Genomic DNA, 14,592 nt, shown 5'->3' on the forward strand with positions numbered 1-14,592 from the left:
TTATTATGATTATGTTTGTAATACAGAAGCAAAGAAAAATTTTCATTCTCTGCTTTGCTACGAAACAATAGACTTTACTAACAATCAGCTAGCATACATCTCTTTTCTATTATTTTATCTCAAAAAAACTTCTTTGTGAGCTGTTTGTCTTTCTTTTTTGAATAAAGGAAAAACAACGTTGTCGGTGCGTAAGCAGGAAGCTCCTGAGGGAGACTGCTAGCGATTTTAAGGTAATGTTCTACGAAGATAAATGGAGGTAATTAGGACGTTTTTGATCTTGTTCAACCAGTAACATCTATAGACGCAACTGATACTATCTCGTTTTTTTGTAAACCAATTCAATTATTAAATTTCTTATGAAAAAAGCACTATTACTGCTATCGTTTGTGCTTGGGCTATTCTCTATGGCCTTGGCGCAGGAAGTAACAGTATCTGGTGTAGTAGCTGACGCTTCGGGCGAGCCACTACCAGGGGTAACTGTTCAGGTAAAAGGAACAACCGTAGGTACGGTAACCGGTTTGGATGGAGACTATTCATTGGTAGCTCCAGCAGAAGGCATCTTGGTATTCCGTATGGTAGGATACAAGGTTGTAGAAGTAAAGGTTGCTAACCAATCAAAAATCAACGCAACACTTAGCGAAGATGCAGAGCAGCTAGAAGAGGTTGTAGTAACTGCACTAGGTTTTGAGGCAAGCCGTGATAAAATGGGTGCTTCAGCTTCTAAGATCGAGGCAAAAGGTATTGTAGAATCAGGAGAGACTGGCGTATTGAACGGTATGGCTGGTAAAGCTTCTGGTGTACAGATTACTCGTTCTTCTGGTGACCCAGGAGCAGGTTCTTACATCCAGATTCGTGGTCAGTCTACGATCACTGGTAACCTTCAGCCATTGATCATCATCGATGGTATTCCAGTAAGTAACTCTTCAAGAGGTGAGGATGTTGATGGTGTATCTCAGCAGTCTCGTTTGAACGATATCAACCCGAACGATATCGCTTCTATGCAAGTATTGAAAGGTGCTTCAGCAGCAGCACTTTGGGGTTCTAGAGCCGCTAACGGTGTAATCATCATTACAACGAAAAAAGGTTCTAACTCAGGAGGATCTATGAACGTGTCTTTCCGTTCTACAGTGTCATTTGACAAAGTAAACCGTTCGCACGAACTACAAGATACTTACGGACAAGGTACAAGAGGAGCTTACTCTCCTACACAAGCATTGTCTTGGGGTGACAAAATCGCAGATCGTTCAGGAGCTGCAGATGTACTAGACATGACAGGTGGATATTTTGTTTCTGAGACAGGTAATAAATATTATCCAATCCTTGAGAGAAACTCTCAGGAGACTTACAACCAGTCTAACTGGGATGCAGTATTCCAAACAGGTCACTTCATGGAGAACAACTTGTCAATCTCTGGTGGTGATGTAAGCGGAACTTATTTCTTGTCATTGAGTGACTTGAGACAAGAAGGTACAATGAGAGCAGGATCTGACTATAACAGATCAACAATCCGTTTCAATGCAGACAGAAAGTTTGGTGACTCATTCAAAGTAACGAACAACTTCTCTTACGCGAAAGTAACTTCAGATCGTGTACAGAAAGGTTCTAACCTTGCAGGTCTTTTCCTAGGATTATTGAGAACGCCAGCTGACTTTGATATCAGAGATTATAAAGGTGATTACTATGCATCTGAGGGAGCTGTTCCAATGGAAGGATACCACAGATCATACAGAAGATACTTGGGTTCTAACAACCCTATCTACAACAACCCGCTTTGGACAATCAATGAGCAGCAAAACCCTTCAGAGGTAAACCGTTTCATTGGTAGCTCTGAAATGATGTATATGCCAGCAGAGTGGGTAGACGTAATTGTAAGAGGTGGTATTGACTACTCTAACGACAAGCGTTCAACTTACTTCCCTGTTTACTCAGGTAATAACACTACAGGTGCATACTCTGAGTTCAACTTGACTGAGGCACAGTATAACTTTGACGTAATCTCAAGAGTATCTAAGAACATCAACGAGGATATTCAAACGACTACCGTATTCGGTTTCAACTACAACCAAAATGATTACAACTCTATTGGTGGTAGCATGAACACATTCATCATTGATGATGCTCCAGCAAACTTTGACAACGCTATTGCACAGAACAAGACACCTTCGAACTTCCGTTCGACAGTGAAAACGGCAAGAGCTTACGCAACAACAAACATCTCTTTCTATGAGAAGTTGTTCTGGAATGCATCCCTTGCAGGTGAGTCTTCTTCAGTATTTGGTGAAGATGCACAGTCTACATTCTTCTATCCATCTACAGACCTAGCTTACCAATTGGTAAAAGGTGGTGATTTATTGAGCTTCGCGAAGTTGAGAGCTTCTTGGGGACAAGTAGGTGTTCAGCCTAACCCTTATAGCACACGTACTTACTACGAATCAGCAGCATTTACAGAATCTTGGGGACCTAGCTTGGATGCTTCAGGTTACGGAGGAGCTTATATGTTGAGTGCAACTCAAGGTGATGCAGCGATCAAGCCTGAGATCAAAACAGAATACGAGGTAGGTGGAGACTTCCGTTTCTTCCAGGATCGTTTGAGCGTAGGTGCAACTTACTTCTACAACCAAACAAAGGATGCTATCCTTCCAGTAGCAGTAGCGCCATCAACAGGATTTGAGTTCCAGTACACGAATGCTGGTTCATTGGAGAACCAAGGTATCGAGCTAGAAGCTGGCTTCCAGGCAATCTCTACAGGAGACTTCAGCTTGTCATTTGATGCCAACTGGACAAGATTGAGAAACAAAGTATTGAGCTTGAACGGAACAGAGTCATTGTTCTTGGCAGGTTTCACAGGAACTTCTTCAAGAGCAGTAGAAGGACAACCTCTAGGAGTACTTTGGGGTAGCCGTTTTGCAAGAGATGCTGACGGTGAGTTGATCTTGAACGAGAATGGATTCCCAACAAAAGACGTAACAGAAGGTGTTGTGGGTAACCCTAATGCTGACTGGAGAGGTGGTCTAGGTACTACATTGAAATATAAAGGTGTAAGACTATACGTATTGTTCGAGCACTCTCAAGGTGGTGACATGTGGGGTGGTACTACTGCTGTATTGGATCACTTCGGTCGTTCAGCAAGAACTGCAACAGAGTCAGTGGTTCCAGAAGGAGGCCTTTACACTGCTAACGGTACATTCCTAGAAGCTGGATCTACGTTCAGAGGTACTATCCATGACTTCGGAGCAGGAAACGTAGCACTTGATCAGTCTTACTACAGTGACGGATTGGGTAGTGGTTTCAACGGAGTATCTGAGGTAGCTATCGAGGATGCAACTTGGACAAGATTGAGAGAGGTAACTCTTTCTTACTCAATGAAAAATGAGTGGTTGAAGGATAACCTACACGTAGGAAACGTGAACTTCTCAGCAACGGGAAGAAACTTGCTTCTTTGGACAGACTTCATGGGTATTGACCCAGAGACAAACCTAACAGGAGCTTCTAATGGTCGTGGTTTGGATTACTTCAACAACCCGAACACAAGATCATTGGTATTCTCTGTACAAGTAGACTTCTAGTCAGAAGCTACTCGTAATTATAGGGAAGAGTGTTGCTAACACTCTTCCCATAGCTTAGAGAATCATTGATTATCTATCCTTATAATCTAGAAGAAATCATGAAAAAAATATTCAGAAATATATTTATTGCAGCAGCATTCTTAGCTGCAACTTCTTCATGTGAGTCTTTGGTATCAGGTGAGGAATTCGATCCAAACCAACCAGCAGACGCACCAGCAAATCTAATCCTTCCTGCCGCTGAATTGGCAAACGCAATGTTCCATGAGTCAGACGTAGCGCGTTTGGCAGGTATGTGGTCAGGATACTTCACGGGAGCTGATCGTCAGTACGTAGGTCTTAACAACTATGTAGCAAGTGCGGCAGATTTCGATGCAACTTGGGGAATCGCTTACCAAGGGGTGATGCAGCAAACATCTCTAGTGATTGCAAAAGCTGAAGGAATCAATGACAGAGCAACAGCAGGTGTTGCCAAGATTGTTCAGGCAAACACAATGGGGTCTGTAACTTCACTTTGGGGTGATGTTCCTTTCTCTCAAGCAGCTCAGAGCGATGTGTACCCTAATCCTGAGTATGATGCACAGGCAGATGTTTATGCAGCGCTTCAAGCACTATTGGATGAGGCTATCGCAGATATCGAAGCACAAGGTGCGGCAGCATCTATCTACAACACAGGTAACTGGGTAGAGGTAGCTTATACTTTGAAAGCAAGATACTTCATGCACGTAGGTGATTATGCTAGCGCTTATGCTGCAGCTCAAAAGGGTATCAGTGATGTAGCGAATAACCTAATGGTGGATCACGGAGATAACATCAATGTAAACACTAACGTTTTCTGGACATTCTTGGAGTGGGAGCGTGCAGGTTATATGACTGCTGATAACGCTTATGCAGTTTCTTTATTGAATGGTGCAGATGCGATGTACAGAGGAAACGCAAAAACAGATGAGGGAGCTCGTTTGAACTACCTTTACTCTGATGAGCAGTGGTATAGCGACGAGTGGGAGCCAAACTCACACCCTTCATTCTGGGGAGGTAAAGGAAATGGTTTCTTTGATATTGCAACTTCTTTCCCATTGGTAACGATGCACGAAAACGTATTGATCCTAGCGGAAGCTGCATCAAGAAACAATGATTTCACAGCTGCATTGGGTCACTTGAACGACTACAGAGCTTATATGAATGCAGGTGGGTATATCCATGCTGATTACCATGCAGAAGGTTTGATGTACGAAGCATATGATGCTGCAGACTTCCAGGCAGGTGGAATGGCAGCAGTAGCAGGATTTACTGCTGAGGAGTCATTGCTTCAGGAGATCATGGAAGAGCGTTACCTTGCTTTTGTTGGTCAGGTAGAAGGTTTCAACGATCTAAGAAGAACAGCAGATGATAAAGTAGGGGTTAAGCCAACTCCAGTAACAGGTGCTGAACTACCAAAACGTTTTATTTACTCTCAGGACGAGGTGAACTCTAACGAGAATACACCAGAGCCACTAGGCGTATTTGAAGCGACACCAGTGAACCAATAAGGTTTACCGTATAGATACTGTCGTAAGACGTTGATAAGCGCAGGAAGCAATTCCTGCGCTTTTTTTTTGCAGTTTTTATGAGTAAAGTTCCTTTTAAATATAATAGAGTATTGTAAGCTGTGTCTTTTCCAAAATATTATACGGGTATCTATGTTTTTATTGATTTGATTAAATTCTGTTTATCAGGCTATTTTTGATATAAAGTGCGTTAATAACACTTAACAGTGGGTTCAATAATTTGAATATTTTTTTTGGACATCTATTTGTTATTAAAGGTTAATAATTGTAAAATTGTGAATATATCACAAAACACAGAATCTATTGGAGGTATTTAAGGTAGCGCGCCGCATTTCCTCCAAGTACTTTTTTAATATTAGTAAACCAATTCAATTATTTAAATCTTATGAAGAAAGCACTTTTACTGCTATCATTTGTGCTTGGCCTTTTCTCAATGGCCTTGGCACAAAACAAGACAGTATCAGGTGTGGTAAGCGACGCTAGTGGCGAGCCTCTACCTGGTGTGACTGTTCAGATCAAAGGAACGACCGTTGGTACAGTGACCGGATTAGACGGTAACTTTACATTGGAAGCATCTCCAGAATCAGTATTGATGTTCCGTATCGTTGGTTATAAAACAGTTGAAAAAGCTGTTGCTAACCAGACAAATTTCAAAATTGCTTTAGCAGAAGATGTAGAGCAATTGGAAGAAGTGGTTGTGACTGCTATGGGAGTTGAAAGAAGTGAGAAATCTTTAGGTTATGCAGTTCAAAAAGTGGACGGAGCATCTTTGGAGCAGTCTAAAGAAGCTAACCTTGTGAATGCACTTTCTGGACAAGTAGCTGGTGTTCAAATTCAGGGTGCAGCAGGTGCTGCCTTGGGTGGTTCATCTCGTATTCAGATTCGTGGTGTAAACTCTTTCTCAGGAGATAACCAACCACTATTTGTAGTAGATGGTGTACCAATGGATAACTCCAACTTCTCGTCTAACTCTCAGCAAAGAGGTTTTGGTGGAGGTGCTTACGATTATGGTAACAAGGCTTCCCAAATCAACCCTGCTGATATTGCAAGTATGTCCGTATTGAAAGGTACTTCAGCAACAGCGATTTATGGTGCACGTGGTGCAAACGGTGTAATCTTGATTACTACTAAATCAGGTAACAGTGGTAAAAAAGGATTGGGTGTAACCGTTAATTCAAGTGTTACATTCGATCAGGCGGTAAATATGATTGAGCACCAGCAGTTATATGGTGGTGGTGCAATCAACCCTGATACTGACCACGGTTTCTGGGAGTTTACAGAAAATGGACAAAAATACTTGGCTCCAGCTTATGCTAAGGATGGTTCTTGGGGACCTGCTTACGATCCAAATGTAAACGTAAGACACTGGGATTCTTGGGATGAAAATGCAGATAACTACGGTGAAACTCGCCCTTGGGTAGCACCAGCAAACGATTACCATAGCTACTTTAATATTGGTAAAACATTCAATAACAATATTGCACTAACAGGAAGTAACGAAAACGGTTCTTTCCGTCTTTCGTATACAAACCTACACCAAGATGGTGTGATGCCGAATTCTGGAATGGACAGAAATACATTTAGCATCAACACAAACTACAAGCTTTCAGAGAAATTGACTGCTACTGCTGTAGGTAACTACGTAGTAGAAGAAGTAAACGGACGTTCTGCTACGGGTTATGATAACAACAACCCAATGCAAGGATTTTCACAATGGTGGCAAACACAGCTGGACTTTGATAGATTGAGAGATATCTACAGAGCAGATGGTTCACAACAAACATGGAACCCAGTAGGTATTGCAACTGATGAGGATGGTAACTTGACTTCTTTCAATACGAGTCCAAGATACTTTGATAACCCATTCTGGGTACGTGAGAATAACGTGCAGGAGGATATCACTAACCGTTTCTACGGTAAGGCAATGTTGAGCTATCAGCTGGTAGAAGGCTTAAAGCTAGAAGGGTCAATCGGTACTGATACTTATACATTCAGATCTGAGGAAAGAAGAGCACAAGGTGGTATTGATCTTTCAGATTATACAGAGTGGGTACGTACACACACTGAGGTGAACTCAGAAGTACACTTGTCATACAACAAGAGAATTGGAGATATCTCTATAACAGGTATGTTGGGAGCAAACAACATGTACCAGAAGAAAAACTTCAACTCGATCTCTACGGTATCAGGTATTGCACTAGAAGGGTTCTATAACATTTCTAACTCGGTAGGAACTCCATCAATCGAAACTAACGTACAGCAGTTGGCTATCAACTCAGCATACGGTACAGGTTCATTTGGATGGAAAGATATGGTATTCGTAGATGGTTCACTTCGTTTCGATGCTGCTTCTACACTACCTGAAGGAGCTAGAAGATACCCTTACTATGGACTTTCTACTTCATTCGTTCTAACAGAACTTCCTGCACTGCAAAACAATGATATCTTGTCTTTCGCAAAAGTGAGAGCTTCTTTGGGTAAAGCAGCCAACTATGCGAGACCTTACGCACTTTATGACGTGTATGAGCCACTTACTCCATTGTTCAATGGATTGCCAAGATATACTGTACCAAATGCTAAGAATAACAGCAACCTTGTAAATGAGGAAACTGACGAATTCGAAATTGGTGTTGACGTTCGTTTGTGGAACGGTAGAGTAACAGTAGATGCTGCTTACTATGATAGAACATCTTCGAATCAATTGATCGCTGTTGCTTCTTCTGCAGCAACAGGATATACATCAAGATGGACTAACGCTGGTGCAATGAGAAACAAGGGTATTGAGGCGATGGTGAATGTTAGACCAATCGAAACAACTGATTTCTCATGGGATATCACAGCAAACTTCGCAATGAACGATAACGAAGTTCTTGAATTTACAGAAGGTGTAGATAACATCCGTTACGGTGGTACTTGGGCGGCTGACTTGATGATTGAGAAAGGATATCCTTACATGGCGATCTTCGGTAACGACTATACTTACCACGAGGAAACAGGAGAGAGAATTGTTGATGAGAATGGTTATTACAAGTTCTCAGACGATTATGAGTACCTAGGCTCAGCAATCGCTAAGTATACAGGTGGTGTAAGAAACACGTTCAGATACAAAGGCTTCTCAGCTTCAGCATTCGTTGATTTCCAGCAAGGAGGTTATATGCACTCTACTTCTATCCAGTGGGCGAAATACTCAGGTATGTTGCCAGAAACTGCTGAAGGTGGAATCCGTGAGAATGGTTTAGTATTGGATGGTGTAACAGCAGATGGAACGCCTAATACTACAGCCGTTAATCCTCAGACTTACTTCCAGTCGTACTACTATGCTGCAGCTCCTAACGTATACAAATCTGACTTTATCAAGTTGAGAGAAGTATCGTTTGGTTATACGCTGCCTAACAACTTGGTACAAGGACTTGGTGTAAGAGATGTAAGCATCAACTTGATTGGTAGAAACCTAGCACTGCTTTATTCTGATATCCCATTCTTGGATCCTCAGATGGTAAATGGAGCAGGAAACGGACAAGGTTTCGAAAATGCATCCCTTCCTTCTACAAGATCATTGGGTGCTAACATTAGCTTCAAATTCTAATCAAGACTTACCGATTAAGATGAATGGTTGGGGAGTTTACTTCCCAACCTCATGAAGTAAAATTCATAGAACTTTAAGAAATCAACGAATATGAAAAATATACTAAGAAAGATGACCCTTGTAGCTGCGGCTACGAGCTCTCTATTCCTTTCTTCATGTGATGAGGGATTCACTGAAATGAACATTGACCCGAACAACCCTACAACGGTTCCAGCATCAAACCTGGTAACGCAGGCGCAGTTCTCTTTGAACAACCTGTTTTGGGGAGGTTCAGCGAACTATGAGTTCGGGATGTTGATGGTTCAACACTTTGGACAAAATGAGTATGCGGAAGAGTCAAGATATAACTTCTCTGCGTCCAACTTTAACCTGGTATGGAATACTACTTATTCAAGAGGTCTAATGGATCTTAAAGCTGCTAAAGACTTTGTTGAGGCAGATGAGAACCTTACTCCTGAAGCAAAAGCTAATCAGTTGGCGGTTATCAAGGTGTTGACAACTTGGGCTTTTCATAACCTGACCGATATGTACGGAGATATTCCTTTCTCTCAGGCTTTGAATGCTGATGAGTACCCTTCTCCTGCTTACGATGCGCAGTCTGATATCTATCCTCAGTTGATTGCAGACTTGGAAGCAGCAGTGAGCGAAATCACTCCAGGTGCTGAAGGCTTCGGAAGCGCAGATGTGATCTATGAAGGTGACATGGCGAAATGGCAAAAGTTTGCGAACTCTTTGATCGTAAAAATTGCGATGAGAATGTCTGACAAAGAAGATGTTTCTTCTACAGTAGCAAGTGCAGTTTCTAGAGGAGTAATTACAGATACTGCAGATGATGCTAACTTCGTTTTTGCAGAAGAGGCAGCATTGTCTAACCCTATGTGGTACAATGTGAATATCGACAATAGAGATGACTACTCTGTATCAGAGACTTTGTTGATGCACCTTGCTGGCGCTGATGACACGTATGAAACAGCTGATGATGATCCTCGTTTGAGCAAATATGCGAAGAAAAACTCGCTAGATGCTTACAAAGGAATGCCTTATGGCCTTACTGATGCTGCATCATTTAGCTTGCAAACAACTACCTCTCGTCCAACAGACGCAATCAGAGAAATGACTGCTCCTGCAATCATGCTGAGTGCTGTAGAGATGAACTTCTTCTTGGCTGAAGCAGTGCAAAGAGGGATGATTTCTGGAGATGCAGAGATGTATTATAATGATGCAGTTCAGGCGTCAATGGCGCAGTGGGGTGTAGATCAGGCAGATGCTGATGCTTACTTGGCAGCTCACCCTTATGATGCAGCAAACTACAAAGAAGTCATTGGTACTGAAAAGTGGGTTGCTCTGTACTCTCAAGGACTTGAGGCTTGGGCTGAGTGGAGAAGATTGGATTATCCAATGTTGTCTGCACCAGCTGACATGTCTCCTGTAGCAACAGGTATCCCAACTCGTGCACTTTATCCTTCAGATGAAATCGGTACAAACGGTGATAATAGACCTGAGGAGGTGAACTTGAACCAAAAACTTTGGTGGGATGCGAACTAAACTTCGCTAACTCAAAAGTTATAGATATAAGAGCCTTGCAACAGATGTTGCAAGGCTTTTTTTGTTCAATGTATTTTCTGAAATAGTACTCGAAATAAGCTTTAAAAGCTTCTCAAATTTTTTCTCCTTTGATAATCCTGATAGAAATATTTATTTTAAAAGAGCGATGAATTCCTGCTAATCAGTAGGGGATTGAAGCGTACCTATAAATAACTTATTGCTTCTTAATAATACCATATAAAGCTGATGAAGAAACTAACACTATTACTGTTATTGGTTATGCCTTATACAGTCCTTTTTGCACAAAAAAATTCTTTTTATAACCGTAAAAAGCTTCCCTACGTACGCAACCCCCAAAAAATAGATATGGAAGAAATTGATGAACGTCCGGAGGATACCCGGGATACCATCAATTATTTATACGGTACCTGGGAGGAAGGTGCCGCCGTATTATATAATGGAGATACCCTACAAGAACTACCCTCTCGTTTTGACCTTTCCTGGCAGCAACTTACCCAGCGAAAAGAAGTAGCGGTGGGAAGAACAGACTCTTTAGTACAAAAAGATACCCTATATCGAACAGTAGATTTCCGGAAAATCAAATCGTTTTATCTGGATATAGAAACTCAGGAGGGCTTTTATGAACGAAAACACTATGTTAACGGGTACGCCTATCGGTTAGAGGGAGTGCCGGTAGTGGGCATCTTTGAAGTGATCGAGGGAGGGGCGTATCAGTTGCTGGCAAAAATAGAACTCAAAACAGTAGAACCTTATGTTGACCAGTCAAATTTTAATAGAAGAAGGAGAGATCCAGTGCCCTGGAGGGAGGATGAACCCTTAACACGTACAAGGGTAAGGAATTATACGTTGTTTATCTCTGATCCGGAAGGAAATATCAAGAAATTAGGGGTGGGCCGAAGAAAGCTACTGCCTTTTTTTGGAGAGCTGACAGAAGAAGTGGGGATTTATATAAAAAAGGAAAAATTATCCGTTAGAAAAAAAGAAGATATGATCAATGTTATTGGCTTTTGCAATAGAATATATAGTAGTTTTACTCATTATTAATATTTGAGTTTATTTTTACTCTATTTTATGTGTTTTTTGTACTGATTCAGCGGATTGTATTTTTTTGGGAAACTTTGTTTTTAAGCAAATATTATCTTTAATTTAAACATTATTAACAAAGAATAGTTATAAGAGATGTTAACGTAAACGACTTGTTTGTATGTTGAAAAAACATCCTTGCTTTTTATTTTAAATACGACTTATACTGAAGATTTTTTTCAGATCAATGATACTTGCTGCTTTCGGGCAAGCCCGAGGGGGTACCAATTCCCCCCTTATTTACTTTTATATTTAAACTAATTCAATTGTAAACTTTTTATGAAAAAAACCTTATTACTGTTCGGGTTGTTTCTGGGGGTGCTTTTCTCTGCACTAGCACAGGAGCGTACAGTATCTGGTATCGTTTCCGATGAAACAGGAGAAGGATTACCAGGTGTAACTGTATTGGTTAAGGGTACCACTAATGGTACAGTAACCGGAATCGATGGCAACTTTACGCTAAGTGGCGTAACGGAGCAAACGGTACTGAGTTTCTCTATTGTAGGGTATAAGACTCAGGACATTAAAGTAGGTGCACAAACAAAATTCACTGTTCAGCTTTCAGAAGACGCGCAACAGTTGGAAGAAGTAGTAGTTGTTGGATACGGAACTCAGATTAAGAGAGAAATTACTGGATCTACAGTTTCTATTGGATCAGACGTTGTTGAGCGTCAGCCAGTATTGAATGCTTCTTCTATTCTTCAAGGACAAGCTTCTGGTGTACAGGTAACAGCTTCTTCTGGTGCTCCAGGTGGAGGTATCTCTGTAAGAGTAAGGGGGGCAACTTCTATCTTGGGTAATAACTCTCCGCTATATGTAGTAGACGGTGTACCAGTTGTTCAAGGTGACCTTACTGGAGGTGGATTTGGTGGACAGTTGCAGTCTGCACTTTCTTCTTTGAACCCATCAGATATTGAGTCTATTGAAGTATTGAAAGATGCAGCTTCTACAGCAATTTACGGTACTAGAGGTGCAAATGGTGTTGTATTGATCACTACGAAAAGAGGTAAGTCGGGTGAGGCAAAAATCAACTTTGCTTATAACACTGGTATCGCAGAGCCTACTAAAGTACTAGATAAAGTAACTTCAAAAGAATACTACGACATTCTGAACGAAGCAAGAACAAATGATGGCGGTACAGCACGTTCTTACGCAGATTGGGGATGGGATGAGACTACTGACAATGATTGGGTAGAAGAAGTGTTCAGAACTGCTAGAGTAAGTGATTACCAATTGAATGTAAGCGGTGGTGATGACCGTGTGAAGTACTTCTTGGGTGGATCTTACAGAGATGAGGAAGGAACGATGTTAGGTCAGAAGCTAACACGTTATAGCACAAAGATCAACTTGGATTTTAAAGCGAGTGAGCGTTTGCATGTAGCAACAAACTTCTATGGTGGTTATGAGATTAACAACCGTATCCAAAATGATAATAACATTTACGGTGTATACTCAACGGCTATCTTGACTTCTCCAGGTATTCCTGTATACGATGAGAGTGGTGAGTATTCTGTAACGCCATTTGCTAACCCAGTAGCGTCAGCATTGGAGCCAAGATACGCGAACTCTATGACGAAGATTATTGCAAATACGAACTTCACGTACAATATCTTGCCAGGATTGGATTTCAGAACGGATTTGTCTTTGGATTACAATATTCTTAAGCAAGATCACTACGAGCCAGCAACTACGGCACAAGGTTCAGCAAGTAACGGATCAGGTTTCTACGATGTAAGAGACTTAATGACTTGGGTAGTAGAACCCGTTATGTCATATAACAAAACAGTGGCAGAAAAGCATAACTTCTCACTTCTTGCAGGGGCGACTTTCCAAAAGAGAATTGATGCATTCAATAACGTAACAGGTGTTGGTTTCTTGAAGCCTTCATTGACGTATATCACTTCAGCAGCTCAGATTACAGATGGTACTGGTTTTAAATCAAACTATGGTCTACAGTCTCAGTTTGGACGTTTGAACTATAACTTTGATGGAAAATACTTATTCTCAGCTTCTCTAAGACGTGATGGTTCTTCTCGTTTCGGTGAGAACAATAAGTATGGTACATTCTGGGCCGTTTCAGGGGGTTGGATTATCTCTGATGAGGAATTCTTGAAAAATCAGGATGTACTTAGCTTCTTGAAATTGAGAGCTTCTCATGGTATCACGGGTAACGATGGTATTGGTGATTTCCGTTACTTAGGTACTTGGGGTACTTCTGCAAACTACTTGGGTGCACCAGCTTCTGCTCCAAACAGAATTGCTAACCCTGACTTGAAATGGGAAGAAACAGCAGTGACAGATCTTGGTTTGGAAACAGGCTTCTTTGACAACCGTCTTACTGTAAATGCTAACGTATTCTATTCTAGAACAACAGACCTATTGTTGGCGAAGCCACTTTCAGGGGTAACAGGATTTACTTCATTGACAGCGAACGTTGGAGAAATGGAAAACAGAGGTTTGGAACTGGAAGCTGTTGCTACATTGGTTAATAGAGGTGGATTCTCTTGGAAGGTCAACAAGAATATTTCATTTGTTAGAAACAAAGTACTTAAGCTGGAGACAGCTAACGCGGATGGTCGTGTAGATACAGGTTTTGCTTCTGCTTATATGGAAGGACAGCCTCTAAACGTATTCTATGCATTGGATTATCTAGGTGTTGACCCTGCTACAGGTGATGCGATCTATGACGATGTAAATGGTGATGGAATCATTTCTGATGAGGACCGTAAGATTGTTGGAGATGCGAACCCTGACTATTATGGCGGTTTCACTAACACACTTTCTTACAAAGGATTTACGTTGGATGCATTCTTCCAGTATTCAGTAGGAAATGAGATCTATAACAATACGAGAGCATTTACAGAGAATGTAGGTAGTTCATTGGCGACAGGTGCTTCTATGAGAGATCGTTGGAGAGAGCCAGGAGATATTACTTCTGTACCTAGAGCAACAAACGTAAGAAGAGGTTATAACTCACAGGATTCTGACAGATGGGTGGAAGATGGATCATATATGCGTCTGAAAAACATTAGCTTGTCTTATAGCGTGCCACGCAACTGGATCAGTAAAGCGGGCTTGAGTACTGCTACGATCACAGCAACAGCTAATAACTTGCTGACTTGGACAAACTACAGCGCCGATCCAGAAGTAAGTGTATTCGCAGAGACAAACACTTCTGCAGGTACAGACTTCTTAACACAGCCACAGAGCAAGCTGTATATGTTGAGTGTTAACCTAGGATTCTAAT

General features: G+C 41.4%; 6 protein-coding genes. All 6 read left to right on the top strand.

What is annotated here, in order from left to right:
* Positions 1–356: 356 nt before the first annotated feature.
* The 6 genes from ABD985_RS19470 to ABD985_RS19495 all read left to right on the top strand — a co-directional run bounded on the left by ABD985_RS19470 (position 357) and on the right by ABD985_RS19495 (position 14,591).
* Complete coding sequence (locus ABD985_RS19470; protein WP_345374719.1) at positions 357–3,566, top strand: SusC/RagA family TonB-linked outer membrane protein; 3,210 nt, start codon at positions 357–359, stop codon at positions 3,564–3,566.
* 98 nt (positions 3,567–3,664) lie between these two features.
* Complete coding sequence (locus ABD985_RS19475) at positions 3,665–5,092, top strand: SusD/RagB family nutrient-binding outer membrane lipoprotein (protein WP_345374721.1); 1,428 nt, start codon at positions 3,665–3,667, stop codon at positions 5,090–5,092.
* A gap of 403 nt (positions 5,093–5,495) precedes the next feature.
* A complete protein-coding gene (locus ABD985_RS19480; protein ID WP_345374723.1) occupies positions 5,496–8,696 on the top strand; it encodes a SusC/RagA family TonB-linked outer membrane protein in 3,201 nt (1,066 codons plus the stop codon).
* A gap of 90 nt (positions 8,697–8,786) precedes the next feature.
* Positions 8,787–10,241 (top strand): SusD/RagB family nutrient-binding outer membrane lipoprotein, encoded by a 1,455-nt coding sequence (locus ABD985_RS19485; RefSeq protein WP_345374724.1) that lies wholly within the window; start codon positions 8,787–8,789, stop codon positions 10,239–10,241.
* Positions 10,242–10,487: 246 nt separating this feature from the next.
* Entirely contained in the window at positions 10,488–11,306 is an 819-nt protein-coding gene (locus tag ABD985_RS19490; protein ID WP_345374726.1) for a hypothetical protein, read from the top strand.
* A 318-nt stretch (positions 11,307–11,624) separates the two neighbouring features.
* Entirely contained in the window at positions 11,625–14,591 is a 2,967-nt protein-coding gene (locus ABD985_RS19495) for a SusC/RagA family TonB-linked outer membrane protein (RefSeq protein ID WP_345374727.1), read from the top strand.
* Position 14,592 lies beyond the last annotated feature (1 nt).

The sequence above is a fragment of the Algivirga pacifica genome, from assembly GCF_039543525.1.
GTDB classification, from domain to species: Bacteria; Bacteroidota; Bacteroidia; order Cytophagales; family Flammeovirgaceae; genus Algivirga; species Algivirga pacifica.